This window comes from Methylobacterium sp. 2A (genome assembly GCF_009806555.1).
Lineage (GTDB): Bacteria > Pseudomonadota > Alphaproteobacteria > Rhizobiales > Beijerinckiaceae > Methylobacterium.
Window position 1 is genome coordinate 509,678 of the sequence record NZ_VUOK01000003.1, and the last position, 16,555, is coordinate 526,232.

Below are 16,555 nucleotides of genomic sequence, written 5' to 3' on the forward strand. Positions count from 1 at the left end.
CCGCCAAAGGGCGAAGCCCTTTGGAAACCCAGGCTTTCAGGGCGAGCAGGCTCTCAGGGTATCGACGGCGATGCGGTCGGGCGTCCCGCTTCGCTGGCGGCCGGCACCTCTTCCAGGCGCCCCGTGGCGACATCGTAGACGAAGCCGAAGATCGGGATGAAGGCCGGGACCAGGGGATGCGCCCGGATCCGTCGGACGTCGCTGGCGACGCTGCCCAACCGGTCGGAGATCGTCAGCCAGTCGATCGTGCGGCCGGCCGGCGAGCCGCCGCCGTGACGGGGATTCGACCACGTGGTTCCGTCGAACTGCGCCGTCTCCAGGTTGTCCTCCAGGAGATCGCCGATCACCGCGTCGGTGAACAGCTCCATGCCGCAATTCGTGTGGTGGATCACGAACCACGTCGTCGTGCCGAGCAGCTTGTGCGAGATTACCAGCGAGCGGATGGCGTCGTCGCTGGCCCGGCCACCGGCATTGCGGATGACGTGGGCATCACCCTCGGCCAGGCCGGCATATTTCGCCGGATCGAGCCGCGCATCCATGCAGGTGAGGATGGCGAAGCGCCGGGCAGGCGGAAGGGCGAGGCCACCCTTGTCGAACCCCGCGGCATAGCGGGCATTCGCGCCGAGCACCGCGTCGTAGACCGCGCGGCCGCTTTCAGTCGTGTCGGGCATGCGCCGTCCTCCTGTAGCAGACGGCCAGGATCACCAGGGAGGCGGCGAGGTCCGGGCAGGCGAGGGCGCCGCCATCGATCATCGGGAAGGGCGGGATCCGGTCATCGGAGGCGGACGGCTCGGGATGCGGCGCGGCCGTCCGGGCGATGAGGCGCCGAAGGAGAGTGCGCATGGTCAGGCCGCCTGGGCGAGACCGCCGGCCGCCGCCAGCGCCTGATCGAGATCCGCCAGGATGTCGTCGAGATGCTCGATGCCGACGGAGAGGCGGACATACCCGTCGGAGACGCCCGTGGCGTGCAGCGCCTCCGGGCCGAGCTGGGAATGGGTCGTGCTCGCCGGGTGGATCGCGAGGCTGCGCGCATCGCCGATATTGGCCACGTGGTAGAACAGCCGCAGGGCATCGATGAACCGCCGCCCCGCCGCGCGGCCCGCCGCCAGTTCGAACCCGACCAAGCCGCCATAGCCGCCGGTCAGGACCCGGTCGGCCCGTTCGCGGGCCTCGCCGCTCTGGAGGGCCGGGTGGATCACCCGCGCGACCTCGGGCCTGCCCTGCAGCCATTCCGCCACGCTCTGTGCGTTGCGGCTGTGGCGCTCGATGCGCAGCGGCAGCGTCTCCAGGCCCTGGAGCGTCAGGAAGGCGTTGAGCGGCGATACCGCCGGCCCGAGATCGCGCAGGAGCCGCACCCGGGCGCGCAGCACGTAGGCGACCGGCCCGATCGGCTGGGCGGCTTCCGTCCAGATCGCGCCGTGATAGCTCGCGTCGGGCGTGTTCAGGGCCGGCTGGCGCCCGGGATGGGCTGCCCAATCGAAGGTCCCGCCGTCGATGATCGCCCCGCCGATCGCGATGCCGTGGCCGGCGATGTACTTCGTCGTCGAGTAGACCACCACGGCCGCGCCGTGGTCGAACGGCCGGGCGATCAGCGGCGCCGCGGTGTTGTCGACGATGAGCGGGATGCCGAGCGGACGGCCGATCTCCGCCACCTCGCGGATCGGGAAGACCGCGAGCTTCGGGTTCGGCAGGGTCTCGGCGTAATAGGCCCGGGTCCGGTCATCGGTCGCCCGGGCGAAGGAAGCCGGATCGGCCGGATCGACGAAGCGGGTCTCGATGCCCTGCTCGGCCAGGGTGTTGGCGAACAGGTTCCAGGTGCCGCCGTAGAGATCGGTCGAGGAGACGATGTTGTCGCCGGCCCGCGCGAGGTTCTGCACGGCAAGCGCGGAGGCCGCCTGACCGGAGGCCAGGGCGAGGGCGGCCGCGCCGCCTTCGAGGGCCGCGAGGCGCTGCTCCAGCACATCCACCGTCGGGTTGGTGACCCGCGTGTAGATGTTGCCGAGCTCCTTCAGGGCGAACAGGCTCTCGGCGTGGTCGGTGTCGCGGAACTGGTACGAGGTGGTCTGGTGGATCGGCACCGCCACGGAGCCGCTCGTCGGGTCGGCCCGCCAGCCGGCATGGAGGGCGAGCGTTTCCGGTCTCGCGTGGGACAGATCCTGGCTCGGCATGGTGCACGTCTCCCTGCGGAGCGCCGCCCGAGGCGCCCATGCAGGGATCTTTCGGCGGGGCCGAACGACAATCAAGGAAACCGGAATTCGTATTTTCCGGCGCCCACGGGCACCTCATCCCCGCGGCGCGCACCCGAGAGAAGATGCCGGTTCCCGGCCGATCCGCGCCTCGCGAATCGGCCCGTTCAGGCCTCCGCCGCGTCCACCTCCGCCCCGCGCCCCAGCCCCCGCAGCAGCTCGGCGAGGTGTGGGCGCACCTGCAACTGCAGGGCGTGAAGTTGCCGCACTGCCTCGCTCAACCGCCCCTTCCGGCCGAGCTGCGCGTCCGCGAATCCGATCATCCGGGCGTTGGGCCAGGCGGGCTCGCGCAGGGCATGAAGCCGCGCCACCAGGGCGTCGGCCGGAGCCTCCGGCTCGGCCTGCGCGAACAGCATCAGCAGCGCCGCGGTGGAGCGCGACAGGCCGTAATGGCAATGCACCAGCAGATGCGCCGCCCCGTCGAGCTGCCGGCCGAAGGCGAGGATCGCCGCGACATCTTCGGGCTCGGGCGGCACGAGGCCGTCGCCGGGCCCGAGGCAATCGTGGAAGCGCAAAGTCGTGCGGGTATGGTCGCCATAGGCCGCGAAGGCCTCGGGCTCGGGCGTGCCGGGATCGAGCAGCGACAGGACGTGGCTGACGCCGCGCGTCCCGTGGCCGGCCAGTTCCTCCAGGCCGCAGACGGTATGCAGGGTGACGGAGGGCGTGGGTTGCATCCCCCGCGCCTAGCACGCGTCATCGCGGGTTTCGAGCCGCGACGGAACTGCCGCCGCCGCCCGCGGCTTTCGAGAACCGGTGCGGACATGCTAGCTGCGGCCGGCGAATCCGCGCCGGACGGAACTCACACGCTCGGACGAGATGCCGTTGGACGACACGCTTATCGCGCGCCCCTCGAAGGCCGGAACGCGGCGCAGCCTCCTGGCCACCGGCCTCGGTGCGGCCGTCGCCGCGCCGCTCGCCGCCCCGGCCCGGGCCGAGGGCGCCCCCGAACTGCATTGGCGCCTGTCCTCGGCCTACGCCAAGACCCTGGACATCCTGTTCGGTGCCTCCGAGAGCCTCAGCCGGATCGTCGCCGAAGCCACGGACGGCCGCTTCCAGATCAAGGTCGTCGGCCCCGGTGAACCGGTGCCCGCGGAGGGGCTGCTCGACGCCGTCGCGGCCGGCACCGTCGAGATGGGCCACGGGCCGGCGACCCTCGGCATGGCCAAGGATCCGACCTTCGCGCTCGCCACCGCGGTGCCGTTCGGCCTCAACGCCCGGGGCGCCGCCGCGTGGTGGCAGGCGGGGGGCGCGGCCGAGCTGTTCGCCGAGGTCTTCGCGAAGGCCGGTCTCGTCTGCCTGCCCGGCGGCAATACCGGCGCGCAGATGGGCGGCTGGTTCCGGCGCGAGATCAAGAGCCTCGCCGATCTTCAGGGGCTCAAGTTCCGGATCGACGGCATGGGCGGGCAGGTGCTCACCAAATTCGGCGTCCAGCCCCAGTCGATCCCCGGTCCCGAGATCTACGCGGCCCTGGAAGCCAAGAAACTCGACGCCGCCGAGTGGATCGGCCCCTACGACGACGAGCGCCTCGGGCTGCAGAAGGTCGCGCCGGTCTACCATTATCCCGGATTCTGGGAGGGCGGCGCGATGCTGCACTTCTGGTTCAACGCCGAGGCCTGGAAGGGTCTGCCGAAATCCTATCAGGCCGTCCTGCGGGCCGCCGCCGCCCAAGTGGGCGCGGAGGTTCAGGCCAAGTACGACGCGCGCAACCCCCAGGCCCTGCGCCGGCTGGTCGCCGGCGGCGCGCTGCTGCGGCCCTTCCCCCAGGAGGTGATGGAGGCCGCCCTCAAGAACGCCAACGACGTCTATGGCGAGATTGCCGCCAAGAACGCTGATTTCCGGCGTGTCTACGAGGCGATGCGCACCTTCCGCAACGAGGAATACCTCTGGTTCCAGGTGGCGGAATACACCTACGACAACTTCATGATCCGCGCCCGGGCCCGGGGATAGGGTTGTTCCTTCCCCGGGCGCATGAGGCGCGCTTAATGCAGCTTCACCCGCGGCTCGGTGCGGCGGGTGAGGGCGCGCGCGAGGGTGTCGAGCGCCGTCTTGACGGTGCCGTGGAGCGCCTGCTCGTGCATCTTGTACAGCGAGCGGTACATCACCCGGGCGAACAGCCCGGCGATGAGCATGTTCTTGCCGCGCACGAAGCCCATCAGGCTGCCGACCGTCGAGTATTCGCCGAGCGAGACCAGCGATCCGAAATCCTTGTACTTGAAGGGCTTGAGTGGCCTGCCGTCGATCTTCGCCTGGATCTGGCCGATCAGATGGCTCGCCTGCTGGTGGGCGGCCTGGGCGCGCGGCGGCACCGGCGTGTCGGAGCCCGCCTCGACCAGATAGGCGCAGTCGCCGATCGCGAAGATGTCGGGGTCCCGGGTCGTCTGGAGGGTCGGGGTCACGACAAGCTGGTTGGTGCGCGTCGTCTCCAGGCCGCCGATCCCCTGGAGAAAGGGCGGCGCCTTCACGCCGGCCGCCCAGACGACGAGTTCGGAGGGAATGAAGGTGCCGTCGGCGAGTTGCACGCCGTCCGCCCGCACCTCCGTCACCCGCGCCTTCACGCGGACATCGACGCCGATCTTGTTGAGGAGCTGCATCACCTCGGCCGAGAGGCGCTGCGGCACCGCCGGCAGGATGCGATCGGCCGCCTCCACCAGCGTGATGCGGATGTCCTTGCTCGGATCGATCTTGTCGAGGCCGGTCGAGACCACGTGCCGCAGGGTCCGGTGCAGCTCGGCCGCCAGCTCGGTCCCGGTGGCGCCGGCGCCGATCACCGTGACGTGGAGCTGCCCGGGCCGGACCGGGCCGGCCTGGGTGTGCGCCCGCAGCGAGGCGTTGACGAGGCGCCGGTGGAAGCGCACCGCCTGGTCCTGGGTGTCGAGCGCGATGGCGTGCTCGGCCACGCCCGGCGTGCCGAAATCGTTGGTGGTGGAGCCCACCGCCATCACCAGCGTGTCGTAGGGAACCGTACGCTCCGGCGTGACCTCACGGCCCTCTGCGTCGTGGCTCGCCGCGAGCTGGATCGTATGGGCCGTGCGGTCGAGTCCGGTCATCTGCCCGATCCGGTAGCGGAAGCCGTGGATGTGGGCGTGATGCAGGTAGTCGACCGCGTGGTGGCCCACGTCGAGGCTGCCGGCCGCGACCTCGTGGAGCAGCGGCTTCCAGATATGCGTCCGGGCGCGGTCCACCAGCGTGATGTGGGCGCGCTTGCCCCGCCCGAGCTTGTCGCCGAGCTTCGTCACCAGCTGGAGACCGGCGGCGCCGCCACCCACCACGACGACGCGATGCAGACCTGACTCGTTCTCGACCGATGCCATCGACACTCTTTCCGCTCCCGCACCGGGATTAAAACGCCGGCCTGCTTACACGGGCCGGGTGTCCGATTGCCACATCTGCCTGCCGAGGGCACCCGTGACGAAGCCACGCGTGCCCGAAACCCGCACCGCGAGTCAGGCCGGTGGGTCAGGGCTGCGGGGCGCCGGGCTGACGCAGGGGATGAGCCTCGGCCACCGCCGGCAGGGCGAGGCATTCGGCGGCGATCCGTCCGACCGTCGGGTAGGCCGCCGTGTCCACGCCGAAGATGCCGGTGCCGACCCAGAGGCTGACGAGGCAGAGATCGGCGTGGCTCACCGCGTCGCCCTGGCAGAACCGGCCGGTCCCGGGCTCCCGGGTGAGTCGGGCCTCCAGGGTGCGCAGGCCGGTCTCGAAGGCGTTGCGCAGGAAGTCGAGCATCCGCTCCCGGGGCAGGTCGTAATGCTCCATCAGGAAATTGCGCACCCGCGGCACGTAGAGGGGGTGCGTGTCGCAGGCCACCACCTGCGCCAGGGAGCGCGCCCGCGCCCGGGCCTTCGGCTCCTCCGGCAGCAGGCGCACGCCGCCTTTCGTCTCCTCCAGATAGTCGAGGATCGCGAGCGACTGGGTGAGCGGCGGGCCGTCGCCGTCGAACAGGGCCGGCACGGCGGCCTGGGGATTGATCGCCAGGAATTCCGGCTTGTGGTGGTCGCCCGCGTCGATGTCGATGAAGGTCTCCTCGTAGGGGATGCCCTTCAGCTTGAGGGCGATCCGCACCCGGAAGGCGGCGGCCGAGCGCCAGTTGCCGTACATGTGCATGGATGAGGGTCTCCGACGCGGTGGCGGGAGCACAGCCGAGTTTGCGCCCGGCTGCAAGGGGCGACATCCCGATGCGGCCGACCCATATCGCAGGTGTGTTCCGGAGACTGCACGCCATGGCCGATCAGCCCACGCCCCGCGCCTTCATTCCCCTGTCGATCGCGGTGCTCACCGTGTCGGACACCCGCCGCCCGGAGGACGACCGCTCCGGCGACACGCTGGTCCAGCGCCTCACGGAGGCCGGCCACAGGCTCGCGGCCCGGTCCATCGTGCCGGACGAGATCCCGGCGATCCGGGGGCAGGTCGAGGCGTGGCTGCGCGATCCGGGCGTCGACGTGGTGATCACCACGGGCGGCACGGGCTTCACCGGGCGCGACGTGACGCCGGAGGCGCTGGAGCCGCTGTTCGAGAAGCGCATGGACGGCTTTTCCGCCGTCTTCCACCGCATCTCCTACGACAAGATCGGCACCTCGACCCTGCAATCCCGCGCCACCGCGGGGGTCGCGCAGGCAACTTACGTGTTCGTGCTGCCCGGCTCCCCGGGCGCCTGCCGGGACGCCTGGGACGGGATCCTGGCCCAGCAGCTCGACTACCGGCACCGACCCTGCAACTTCGTGGAGATCATGCCGCGGCTGGATGAGCACCTGCGGCGCGGGGCGAGTCTTTCGGCTTGAAGCCGGCGCCACGTCGCTGCCTGCCCCCACGGCGGAGGAGGGCTCCGCAGATAAGCGGCGCGCTTCTTCGCAAAGCTCGAGATGATGGCTTGAACAACCGGATCAAGCCGTACCGCCCCATAGCGAGCGGCCAGGAGGTATCAGACGCCGACAGCCGCGCTTATCTCGCGACGTCCCATTCCTGACCTGCATCAGCTTTCTGAAACGCCTTGCGTGCTTGAAGTCCGCATATCGCACGTTGCTCGGCAGGTCATCGATCTCGAAATACCGGATACGCTGAGCCAGCGATCAGGTTTGAGCGTCGGAGCTCTACGTAAAAAAGTCAGGTATGTCGCTCTGGCGCGGTGTGTGGCCCTGATGAAATTGCCGATACATCTGCCGGGCGCCGGTGCTCTGAATCATGGCCGGCGGATGTTTGAGCGGAAACTTCATCTTCTCGGCGCGTACATGTGCGGCCGGGCTATCAACGAGAGTATGAGTGGCGTCCGGACGATTGAAGCCGACATTGCGCGCGAGCGTGACGTTCGGCACAATGTTAAGAGCGTTATTTATCCAGCACGAATACAGAAATTGATAATCCCAGGTGTCTATCTGTCCTGCATGGGTAAGATCGAAGGGATTCTGGTAGAATTGTACTTCTTCCAAAGAACCAAGATGCGAGGCAAGCCAGTTAACCTGCCTGAGTTGCGGCCATAAAGCCATGGTGCTGTCGTATGCTTGCCATGTCCGGCGCCATGTCGCCCAGCCCCAGGAGGATCCGTACAGCGAGAAATGATAGCTGGATTGCCCTGGAACAGGTCGGCCAACAAAGTTTCCGCTGCAAATCGTAAATATGCGGCTGTCCGTTTCATACCGGTCAAGCATTTCTTCGCAAAATGTAAAAAATGTTTCGTCAGGCCAGACGTCGTCTTCCAAAATAATTGCTCGATCGACCGTTCGAAATACCTCTTCAAGTCCGCTCACTACACGATTTTTGCAGCCGAGATTTATATCAGAATAAATCCTTCTAACATTTGCCGGCCAGTTTATCGCTTCTATTTCCTGTCGCGCCGATCTTACGAGAGGCTCATCCGCGGAGTGACGTGGTCCGTCAGCGATCACAAAAAGATTCTTGGGTGCGACTGGGCGAAGTTGATCGATCAATCCCTTGACCAAATCGGGCCGGTTGAAAATAATAATCGCAACAGGTGTGTCAAACATAACCGCGTACCTTGTCTATTATCGCGTCATTGTTTTTGTTTGTTTAAGTCTAATAGTCCCCAAAGACCAGGATTGGTTGAATGTAATCCGGCTCATTTGCCCAAAGGGTCACGGTGTAATTATGCCGCGCGGTGATCGCAAAAGACTGCGTTTTTAAGAGCCTCTCACAAAACTCCCGCTGCGCTGTCGCGGCCAGAGGGAAATGTCCGGTGCCCGGGAGTTTTGTGAGGAGCTCTAAACCGACCGCGCTCGTGGAGTGCAGGCCGACCCGTTGCTGCCTCGCAGAATCACCGAGTGCCAAGTTTAGCTTAGCCGTGCGGGTGTGGGTTCGGCAAGACTGTCGATTGTGCGTGGCATGCCTGACCCTGCATCGGACTCGCGCTGGGCCGTACCTTCTGGACCCACTCCAACACTTCAGCGGCTGATAACCGGGCCATGTTCATTCTCGCCATAACCCGTCTCCGGCTCACAAAACTCCATAGAGACGTCTAGGCCGCATTCCCCTCCTTGCGGCGCAGGACGGAGTGCTTCCGCCCGTAGAAAAAATACACGACGAGCCCGATCACCATCCAGATCAGCAGCCGCAGCCACGTGTCGAGCGGCAGGCCGGCCATGAGCAGCAGGCAGAACAGGATGCCGAGGATCGGCACAACCGGCACCGCGGGGGCGCGGAACGGGCGCTTCATGTGGCGGTCTGTGCGCCGCAGGTAGATCACCGCGCCGCAGACCAGGATGAAGGCGGCGAGCGTGCCGATGCTCACCATCTCGCCCAGGATGTTGATCGGCACCAGGGCCGCCACCAGCGCGACCCCGACCCCGATCAGCGCCTGGCTCCGGTAGGGCGTCTGGTAGGTCGGGTGGACGTGAGAGAACGTCTTCGGCAGCAGGCCGTCCTGCGCCATGGTGAAGAAGATCCGGCTCTGGCCGTAGAGCAGCACGAGGATCACGGTGGTCAGGCCGGTCAGCGCCCCGAGCTTGATCAGCAGCGCGAACCAGCCGATGCCGATCACGTCGACGCCCTTGGCGATCGGATCGGGGACGTTCAACGCCTTGTAGGGCACGAGGCCGGTCAGAACCGCGGCCACCAGCACGTACAGGATCGTGCAGACGGCGAGCGAGCCCAGGATGCCGATCGGCATGTCCTTCTGCGGCCGGCGCGCCTCCTGGGCGGCGGTCGAGACCGCATCGAAGCCGATGAAGGCGAAGAACACCACGCCCGCCCCGCGCAGGATGCCGCTATAGCCGTAATGCCCGAAGGTCCCGTCGTTCTCGGGGATCAGCGGATGCCAGTTCGCCGAATCGACGTGGCCCCAGCCGAGCGCGATGAAGGCCACGACGACGGTGAGCTTCACCGCCACCATGATGTTGTTGAAGCGCGCGGATTCCTTCGTCCCGCGCATCAGCAGGAGCGTGATCAGCGCCACGATCAGCACGGCCGGCAGGTTGAACAGGGCGGTGCCGCCGCCATCGATCGGCGTGCCGGGCGCGTGCGCGAACTGTGCCGGGATCACGATCCCGACATCCTTCAGGATGCTGGTGACGTAGCCTGACCAGCCCACCGCCACGGTAGCGGCCCCCATGGCGTATTCGAGGATCAGGTCCCAGCCGATCAGCCACGCGAAGAATTCGCCGAGCGTCGCGTAGGTGTAGGTGTAGCTCGATCCGGCAACCGGGATCAGCGCCGCCATCTCGGAGTAGCACAGGCCGACGAACGCGCAGGCGATGCCGCCGAGCACGAAGGACAGCATGATCCCCGGCCCGGCATATTGGGCCGCGGCCGTGCCGGTCAGAACGAAGATCCCGGCGCCGATGATCGCGCCGATTCCCATGGCGGTGATCGACAGGGCGCCGAGGGTTTTCGAGAGCTGCTGTTCGCCCTCGCCGCTCTCGATGATGTCGTCGACCGATTTCCGCCCCATCAGGCCCGACGCATCCATCACAACATCCTCCTGAGGCAGGTCAGCGTGCCTCCGCGTGCAGGGGCCGCAAATCCTTTGCCATAAGCTCAGAGTTGTAGGAGCGATGTGATCGACAACAACGTGGCGGGCCGCAATATTCTTCCCCTCACGCCCGGTCGATACGGGCGATCAACGGGCGAACCGTGAGGCGCGCCGGGAAGGCCGGCCCGTTTCGCAGCGCCTCGCGGCGGACCACGTCGCCTGCCCTGGCCCGGGGGGCGCCGGTCAGGGTCTCGATCCGGCCGACGAGGCGGGTTCGCCAGCCGGCGGCCGGGCGGCGCAGGCGGCCGAGGCCGGTCTCCGGCCGGGCGGTGCCGACGAACCGGTCGAGGGTGCGGATCCAGCCCTCGGCCGGCACGTCTCCAGCCTCCAGACACAGGATCCAGTCCCGTCGCGCCACGGCGGCGCCCGCCGTGTAGGGGCTGCCGCCCCCGTGGACGACGAGGGTCGCGCCGGTCGCCTCGGCGACGGCCGCAACCGCCTCGCTCGCATGGCCCGACACGATCACGGCGTCGCCGATCAGCCCGCCGGCGACACCCGAGACGAGCACGCCGAGGGTATCGGCCAAGCGATCGATCGCGTCCGGATGGGCCGGGTCGGCCAGATAGGTTACCGCAGAGAGCATGAGCGCGCGCATAGACGATTCTGCGCCGCCGTAAACCATTCCCGCGTCTCCGGAAGGCGGGTACGTTACCGAGAGCCGTGTACAAGCGGGCTTTGCCTGAAAAACAGGCGCCCACCGACCGAATGTTCGCTCTATGTTTCACGTGAAACAGAGGTAATCCCCATGGCGGGCGATGCGGCGGGTTCGCAGGATGGGGCGCGATCAGGGGCTGCACGGCGGCTCGCCGCCAGCACGCCGCCCGAGGCCGGGCGCCGTGGGCGGGGGGCGACCTCCAATCCCACCGGCCGTTTCGAGGCGGCGCGGCGGGAAACCTTCCACGATCCGGATTGGGCAGCCGACGATCCCGCCCCGCTGCGCACGCAGGTGACGCCGGAACGGGCGGCCCGGATCATCGCCCGCAACACGTCGCCCGACATCCCGTTCGACCGCTCGATCAACCCCTATCGCGGTTGCGAGCACGGCTGCATCTACTGCTACGCGCGGCCGACCCATGCCTGGCTCGGCCTGTCGCCGGGGCTCGATTTCGAGTCGCGCATCTTCGCCAAGCCGGACGCCGCCCGGCTGCTCCTGCGGGAACTCGCGGCGCCGGGATACAGCCCGGACACGATCGCGCTGGGCACGGCCACCGATCCCTACCAGCCGGCCGAGCGCACCCATCGCATCACCCGGGCGGTGCTGGAGGTGCTGCGGGACGCGCGGCATCCGGTCGGCATCACCACGAAATCCGACCTCGTGCTGCGCGATCTCGACCTCCTGGCCGAGATGGCCGCCGACGGTCTCGTCCTCGTCGCGATCTCGCTGGCGACGCTGGATCCGGTCCTCGCCCGGCGGCTCGATCCCCGCGCGCCCCGCCCGGACAAGCGCCTCGCCGCGATGGCGCGCCTGAGGGAAGCCGGGGTGCCCGTGATGGTCAACGTCTCGCCGATCATCCCGGGGCTGACCGACCACGAGATCGAGGCGATCCTCGCCCGCGCCCGGGAGCATGGCGCGAGCCGCATCGGCCACGCCCTGCTGCGGCTGCCCGGCGAGGTCGCCGATCTGGTGGCCGACTGGTTCGCCGAGCATTACCCGGAGCGGCAGGCGCGCGCCTTCGCGCTGCTGCGGCAGGCCCGGGGCGGGCGCGAGAACGATCCCCGGTTCGGCCACCGCTTCCGCGGCGAGGGTGCCTACGCGGCGATGATCGGCCAGCGCGTCCGGATCGCCGGGACCCGGCTCGGCTACGGCTTCGGCCGGATGGCGCTGAACCGGGAGGCGTTCCGCCGGCCGGGGGCGCAACTGGCGCTGTTCTGAGGGAGCGCCCTGGTCAAGATCTCAGGGCTCTGCCCTCAGAACCCGCCCAAGGGCTCGCCCTTGGGGAACCCCGTCGAACCCCCGGGTGAAGCTCAGCCGATGGTGCGGGCTCCGGCCGAGGGCGGTCAGGCCAGCCCGGTGAACGGCCGTGCCGTAGCCGACGTTGCGCTCCCAGCCGTAGCCGGGATGGCGCAGGGCGAGGCGCCGCATCAGCGCGTCGCGAAACACCTTGGCCAGGATCGAGGCGGCGGCGATCTGCGGCACCAGACGATCGCCGCCGACGACGGCCCGACCAGGCAGCCCAGGCAGCGCGTCCCGACCATCGACGAGGACCGGCGCCGTCATCCCCAGGCGGGCGACCGCGCGCGCCATGGCGTCGAGGGTGGCGGCGCGGATGTTGATGCGGTCGATCAGCGCCCGAGATCCTGCCGCCACGGCGACGCGGGCCTCGGCACGGATCAGCGGCGCGAGCCGCTCCCGCTCGGGCTCGGGCAGGCGCTTGCTGTCGTCGAGGGCGGCGAGCAGGGCGGGCGGGATCGCCGCCGGATCGAACCAGACCGCCGCCACCACCACCGGGCCGCACAAGGCCCCGCGCCCGACCTCGTCGCAGCCGATCGCCGCCGGATAGGCGGTGGCGCGGGACGGATCGAACGGGCGTGCCGTCGCCCGGGCGGCTCGCATGGCCCTCTCCGCAGGATCACCAAAGTCAGGGTTTCAAAAGGTCTGCGACCTTTTGCGAGTGCAGGGCGGCGCCCTGCAGGACAGTCAGGGCTTTGCCCCGACGCGCCACCAAAGGGCAAGCTCTTTGGAAACCCGTTCAGGCGGCATCCCGGACCTGCCGCTCGCCGCCATGCGCCTCGATGATGTTGCCGAAGAACTGGCGGGCACTCACCTCCCAGCCCCGGCGCAGGGCCTCGGCCCGGCACTCGGACCGGGACAGGTCGAGGGCGGCGAGCGCGGCGGCGCGCAGATCCGGATCGAGGATCCCCACCCGGGTACCCCCGATCACGTCGTTCGGGCCCGGCACCGGGAAGGCCGCCACCGGCAGGCCGCAGGCCAGCGCCTCCAGCAGCACGATCCCGAACGTGTCGGTCAGGCTCGGGAACACGAACACGTCGCAGGCCGCGTAGATCGCCGCGAGCGCCGCCCCCGTCCGGGTGCCGAGGAACCGCGCCCCCGGCGCCAGCCCCTGGAGCCGCCCCCGGTCCGGCCCGTCGCCGACCACGATCTTGGTGCCCGGCAGGTCGAGCTTCAGGAAGGCCGCGATGTTCTTCTCCACCGCCAGCCGGCCGACATAGAGGAACAGCGGCCGCGGCAGGCCGGCGAGTTCCGCGGGCGCCGCCGCGCCGGGCGCGGCCGGGCGGAACCGCTCGGTATCGACCCCGCGGGTCCAGCGCATCAGGTGGGTGAAACCCCGGGCCTCCAAATCGCCCTGGAGCGAGGCGGTGCTCACCATCGTGCCGCGGGCGGCCCCGTGGAAGCGGCGCAGATAGGCGTAGGACCACGCCTCCGGCACCGGCAGGCGGGCCGCGAGATATTCGGGAAAGCGCGTGTGGTAGCTCGTGGTGAAGGGCAGGCCGTGGGACAGGCAGTGGCGCCGCGCCGCGTACCCGACCGGACCCTCGGTGGCGATGTGCACATGGGTCGGCCGTTCCGCCCGCCAGCGCGCCGCCACCCGCGCCCGCGCCGCATAGGCGAGGCGGATCTCCGGATAGCCCGGCATGGGCAGCGAGGGGAAATCCGCCGCCGTCAGCAGGGTCGTCTCGAAGCCGTGCTCGGGCGCGCGGCGGACCATCTGCTCCAGGGAGCGCACCACGCCGTTGACCTGCGGATGCCACGCGTCGCTGGCGATCAGGAGTTTCACCGGGGCGTCCTCACGCCACCGCGCGCCGGCCCGGAACCGCCTGCGGCACGGCCTCCGCGGCCCGGGCACGCAGGAGGCTCGGGTAATGCAGGACCTCGATGCGGCCGTCGTAATGCTCCACCAGCCCGGTGCAGGATTCCACCCAGTCGCCGGTGTTGAGGTAGCGCAGGTCGCCGATCGGCCGGTCCGCCGCGTGGTGGATGTGGCCGCAGATCACCCCGTCGGCCCCCTGCCGCCGGGCCTCCTCGGCCAGGATCGTCTCGAACCGGCCGATGAAGCTGACGGCGTTCTTCACCCGCAGCTTCGCCCAGGCCGAGAGCGACCAGTAGGACAGGCCGACCCGCCGCCGCACCTTGTTGAGCAGCGTGTTGAGGGTCAGGGCCAGCGTGTAGGCCCCGTCGCCGAGATGGGCGAGCCAGGGCGAGTGGCGGACCACCATGTCGAACTGGTCGCCGTGGATCACGAGGTAGCGCTTCCCGTCGGCCGCCTCGTGGATCGCGGTCTCGGCGACTTCGATGCCGCCGAAATTCATGCCGACATAGTCGCGCAGGAACTCGTCGTGATTGCCCGGCAGGTAGACGATCTTGGCGCCCTTGCGGACCTTGCGCAGCAGTTTCTGGACGACGTCGTTGTGTTCCTGCGGCCAGTACCATCCGGAGCGCAGCTGCCAGCCGTCCACGATGTCCCCGACGAGGTAGATCGTGTCGGCGTCGTAATCCCTCAGGAACGACAGCAGCATCCCGGCCTGACAGCCGCGCGTCCCGAGATGCAGATCCGACAGGAACAGCGTCCGCACCCGGACCGGCATCTCCTCAACCTCGGCCACGGCTTCCTCTCCCGGCGGCGAACGGTGTCGGAATCCAGAGCGCGATCCCATCTCAGTTTGATGACGCGATCGCTGCGGTTTCCTCCGCAGAAGGCGTGCAGTGCGGCGAAGCTTCTCAACCGAAGATCGGCTTCGTTGCGGCGCACAAAAAATTTTTTTGCCAAGTTCCGGAAGTTTTTCCGGTTTTCCTTTCGAGCATCGCCGCCTCATAATACCAGGAACTGGCGGCCCGTAGGGGCTCGGCCGGGCATGGACAGGAAGGCGGCGAGGACGGCCCCGGGGCCGTTGGACGGGACGGCAATTCGGAGGCGACCGGCGCGCGGGGGCGCGCCGCGACGCGAGCGGCGTGAGGCCGCCTGCCGCTCCGCAGCGCCCCCCACTTCACGGCCTCGGCCGGCGATCGAAGGCGCGTGGAACGCGCCGCGACCGCCACCGGGCCGGCTCCCGAAGAGATTTGGACAACCGGCGCGGGCGCGAGCCCGCGCGCAAGGGATTAATCGGAGGAACCATCATGGCCGCAACCCGGCGCCCCGGTCGCAACCACCTCTTCATCCCGGGACCCACCAACATCCCGGAGCGCGTCCTGCGCGCCATGCACGTGCCGTCGGAGGATCACCGCTCGCCGAGTTTCCCCGAACTGGTGAGGCCGCTGCTGCAGGATGCCAAGATGGTGTTCGGCTCGACCGCCGGAACGGTCGTCCTGTTCCCGTCCTCGGGCACCGGCATCTGGGAATCGGCCCTGTCCAACACCCTCTGCCGCGGCGACACGGTGCTCACCGCCCGCTACGGCCAGTTCAGCCACCTCTGGGTCGACATGGCCCAGCGCCTCGGCCTCGACGTGATCGTCCAGGATGAGGAATGGGGTACCGGCGCCGATCCGCAGAAGATCGAGGAGGCGCTGCGCGCCGACAAGGATCACGCCATCAAGGCCGTGATGGTCGTCCACAACGAGACCGCCACGGGCGTCACCAGCGACATCGGCGCGGTGCGCAAGGCGATCGACGCCGCCGGTCACCCGGCGCTGCTGTTCGTGGACGGCATCTCGTCGATCGGCTCGCTGCCGTTCAAGATGGACGAATGGGGCGTGGATTGCGCCATCGCGGGCTCGCAGAAGGGCTTCATGCTGCCGGCCGGCCTCGGCCTGATCTGCATCAGCCAGAAGGCGCTCAAGGTCGCCGAGGGCGGCACCGGCCGCAACGACCGGCTCGGCCACGCCTACTTCGCCTGGAAGGATCAGCTCGCCGCCAACGCCACCGGCTACTTCCCCTACACGCCGGTTCTGCCGCTGCTCTACGGCCTGCGCGAATCCCTGGCGATCGTGAAGGAGGAGGGGCTGGAGAACGTCTACCACCGCCATCACGTGCTCGCCGAGGCGACCCGTCAGGCCGTGGCGGCCTGGGGCCTCAAGCCCTGCGCCAAGGAGCCGAAATGGAACTCCGACACGGTGACGGCGATCGTGGTGCCGGAGGGCGCCGACGCCGCCAAGGTGATCACCCACGCCTACGAGCGCTACAACCTCTCGCTGGGGGCTGGCCTGTCGAAAGTCGCCGGCAAGGTGTTCCGCATCGGCCATCTCGGCGACCTGAACGAGCTGTCGCTGCTCGGCGCCATCGCGGGCGCCGAGATGGCCATGCTCGATTGCGGCATCAAGGTCACGCCGGGCTCGGGCGTCGCCGCCGCCTCCAGCTACCTGCGCGAGAATCCGCTGCATAAGGCCTGAGCCGCGCACGCGATCGGGGCGGGTCCGGGTTGCCGGGCCCGCCCCGAC

16 protein-coding genes are annotated in these 16,555 nt (G+C 68.8%); 4 read left to right on the plus strand and 12 right to left on the minus strand.

Going from position 1 to position 16,555, the window contains the following annotated elements; translation table 11 throughout:
• Window positions 1-53: 53 nt before the first annotated feature.
• From FVE89_RS02540 to FVE89_RS02555, 4 genes are all read right to left on the minus strand, one after another.
• Window positions 54-671, minus strand: coding sequence for a carbonic anhydrase (locus FVE89_RS02540; RefSeq protein ID WP_160532537.1), 618 nt, complete (start codon window positions 669-671; stop codon window positions 54-56).
• Window positions 655-843 carry a hypothetical protein gene (locus FVE89_RS02545; RefSeq protein ID WP_160532538.1) on the minus strand — a complete coding sequence of 63 codons (189 nt, stop codon included), beginning with the start codon at window positions 841-843 and terminating at the stop codon, window positions 655-657. The genes FVE89_RS02540 and FVE89_RS02545 overlap by 17 nt, the downstream gene beginning before the upstream one ends.
• A gap of 2 nt (window positions 844-845) precedes the next feature.
• Complete coding sequence (locus tag FVE89_RS02550) at window positions 846-2,168, minus strand: PLP-dependent transferase (RefSeq protein ID WP_160532539.1); 1,323 nt, start codon at window positions 2,166-2,168, stop codon at window positions 846-848.
• A 185-nt stretch (window positions 2,169-2,353) separates the two neighbouring features.
• Window positions 2,354-2,920 carry a protein-tyrosine-phosphatase gene (locus tag FVE89_RS02555; RefSeq protein ID WP_160532540.1) on the minus strand — a complete coding sequence of 189 codons (567 nt, stop codon included), beginning with the start codon at window positions 2,918-2,920 and terminating at the stop codon, window positions 2,354-2,356.
• 142 nt (window positions 2,921-3,062) lie between these two features.
• On the opposite strand from FVE89_RS02555, the gene FVE89_RS02560 reads away from it, so the two are divergent.
• On the plus strand, window positions 3,063-4,193 hold the full coding sequence (locus FVE89_RS02560; RefSeq protein ID WP_160532541.1) for an ABC transporter substrate-binding protein: 1,131 nt from the start codon (window positions 3,063-3,065) through the stop codon (window positions 4,191-4,193).
• A gap of 32 nt (window positions 4,194-4,225) precedes the next feature.
• Here FVE89_RS02560 and FVE89_RS02565 read toward each other — a convergent pair whose 3' ends face one another.
• On the minus strand, window positions 4,226-5,557 hold the full coding sequence (locus FVE89_RS02565) for an NAD(P)/FAD-dependent oxidoreductase (RefSeq protein ID WP_160532542.1): 1,332 nt from the start codon (window positions 5,555-5,557) through the stop codon (window positions 4,226-4,228).
• Window positions 5,558-5,702: 145 nt separating this feature from the next.
• Window positions 5,703-6,350, minus strand: a complete 648-nt coding sequence (gene maiA / locus FVE89_RS02570; RefSeq protein WP_160532543.1) for a maleylacetoacetate isomerase — start codon at window positions 6,348-6,350, stop codon at window positions 5,703-5,705.
• A 116-nt stretch (window positions 6,351-6,466) separates the two neighbouring features.
• On the opposite strand from maiA, the gene moaB reads away from it, so the two are divergent.
• Window positions 6,467-7,024: a molybdenum cofactor biosynthesis protein B gene (gene moaB / locus FVE89_RS02575; protein WP_160532544.1), complete on the plus strand. Its 558-nt coding sequence runs from the start codon at window positions 6,467-6,469 to the stop codon at window positions 7,022-7,024.
• 309 nt (window positions 7,025-7,333) lie between these two features.
• Here the strand turns inward: moaB and FVE89_RS02580 are convergent, their stop codons facing one another.
• From FVE89_RS02580 to FVE89_RS02590, 3 genes are all read right to left on the minus strand, one after another.
• On the minus strand, window positions 7,334-8,224 hold the full coding sequence (locus tag FVE89_RS02580; protein ID WP_160532545.1) for a glycosyltransferase family 2 protein: 891 nt from the start codon (window positions 8,222-8,224) through the stop codon (window positions 7,334-7,336).
• Window positions 8,225-8,712: 488 nt separating this feature from the next.
• On the minus strand, window positions 8,713-10,161 hold the full coding sequence (locus FVE89_RS02585; protein WP_160532546.1) for an amino acid permease: 1,449 nt from the start codon (window positions 10,159-10,161) through the stop codon (window positions 8,713-8,715).
• A 127-nt stretch (window positions 10,162-10,288) separates the two neighbouring features.
• Window positions 10,289-10,819, minus strand: coding sequence for a hypothetical protein (locus tag FVE89_RS02590; protein ID WP_160532547.1), 531 nt, complete (start codon window positions 10,817-10,819; stop codon window positions 10,289-10,291).
• Window positions 10,820-10,969: 150 nt separating this feature from the next.
• Between FVE89_RS02590 and FVE89_RS02595 the strand changes: the two genes are divergently transcribed.
• The gene (locus FVE89_RS02595) at window positions 10,970-12,097 is read left to right on the plus strand and encodes a PA0069 family radical SAM protein (RefSeq protein ID WP_160532548.1); all 1,128 of its coding nucleotides are present in this window, start codon (window positions 10,970-10,972) and stop codon (window positions 12,095-12,097) included.
• Between the two features lie 21 nt (window positions 12,098-12,118).
• Here the strand turns inward: FVE89_RS02595 and FVE89_RS02600 are convergent, their stop codons facing one another.
• The 3 genes from FVE89_RS02600 to FVE89_RS02610 form a co-directional block, all read right to left on the minus strand.
• Window positions 12,119-12,778 (minus strand): ribonuclease HII, encoded by a 660-nt coding sequence (locus FVE89_RS02600; RefSeq protein WP_160532549.1) that lies wholly within the window; start codon window positions 12,776-12,778, stop codon window positions 12,119-12,121.
• Between the two features lie 136 nt (window positions 12,779-12,914).
• Complete coding sequence (locus tag FVE89_RS02605; RefSeq protein WP_160532550.1) at window positions 12,915-13,961, minus strand: glycosyltransferase family 1 protein; 1,047 nt, start codon at window positions 13,959-13,961, stop codon at window positions 12,915-12,917.
• A gap of 10 nt (window positions 13,962-13,971) precedes the next feature.
• Window positions 13,972-14,787 carry a UDP-2,3-diacylglucosamine diphosphatase gene (locus FVE89_RS02610; RefSeq protein ID WP_160532551.1) on the minus strand — a complete coding sequence of 272 codons (816 nt, stop codon included), beginning with the start codon at window positions 14,785-14,787 and terminating at the stop codon, window positions 13,972-13,974.
• 511 nt (window positions 14,788-15,298) lie between these two features.
• On the opposite strand from FVE89_RS02610, the gene FVE89_RS02615 reads away from it, so the two are divergent.
• Window positions 15,299-16,507 carry an aminotransferase class V-fold PLP-dependent enzyme gene (locus FVE89_RS02615; protein WP_160532552.1) on the plus strand — a complete coding sequence of 403 codons (1,209 nt, stop codon included), beginning with the start codon at window positions 15,299-15,301 and terminating at the stop codon, window positions 16,505-16,507.
• Window positions 16,508-16,555: the final 48 nt, after the last annotated feature.

Coding starts and splice junctions, on each gene's coding strand:
- FVE89_RS02560 (WP_160532541.1), top strand. CDS start 3,063: ATGCCGTTGGACGACACGCTTATCGCGCGCCCCTCGAAGGCCGGAACG.
- FVE89_RS02590 (WP_160532547.1), bottom strand. CDS start 10,819: ATGCGCGCGCTCATGCTCTCTGCGGTAACCTATCTGGCCGACCCGGCC.
- FVE89_RS02600 (WP_160532549.1), bottom strand. CDS start 12,778: ATGCGAGCCGCCCGGGCGACGGCACGCCCGTTCGATCCGTCCCGCGCC.
- FVE89_RS02555 (WP_160532540.1), bottom strand. CDS start 2,920: ATGCAACCCACGCCCTCCGTCACCCTGCATACCGTCTGCGGCCTGGAG.
- moaB (WP_160532544.1), top strand. CDS start 6,467: ATGGCCGATCAGCCCACGCCCCGCGCCTTCATTCCCCTGTCGATCGCG.
- FVE89_RS02595 (WP_160532548.1), top strand. CDS start 10,970: ATGGCGGGCGATGCGGCGGGTTCGCAGGATGGGGCGCGATCAGGGGCT.
- FVE89_RS02615 (WP_160532552.1), top strand. CDS start 15,299: ATGGCCGCAACCCGGCGCCCCGGTCGCAACCACCTCTTCATCCCGGGA.
- FVE89_RS02550 (WP_160532539.1), bottom strand. CDS start 2,168: ATGCCGAGCCAGGATCTGTCCCACGCGAGACCGGAAACGCTCGCCCTC.
- FVE89_RS02545 (WP_160532538.1), bottom strand. CDS start 843: ATGCGCACTCTCCTTCGGCGCCTCATCGCCCGGACGGCCGCGCCGCAT.
- FVE89_RS02585 (WP_160532546.1), bottom strand. CDS start 10,161: ATGGATGCGTCGGGCCTGATGGGGCGGAAATCGGTCGACGACATCATC.
- FVE89_RS02580 (WP_160532545.1), bottom strand. CDS start 8,224: ATGTTTGACACACCTGTTGCGATTATTATTTTCAACCGGCCCGATTTG.
- maiA (WP_160532543.1), bottom strand. CDS start 6,350: ATGCACATGTACGGCAACTGGCGCTCGGCCGCCGCCTTCCGGGTGCGG.
- FVE89_RS02565 (WP_160532542.1), bottom strand. CDS start 5,557: ATGGCATCGGTCGAGAACGAGTCAGGTCTGCATCGCGTCGTCGTGGTG.
- FVE89_RS02540 (WP_160532537.1), bottom strand. CDS start 671: ATGCCCGACACGACTGAAAGCGGCCGCGCGGTCTACGACGCGGTGCTC.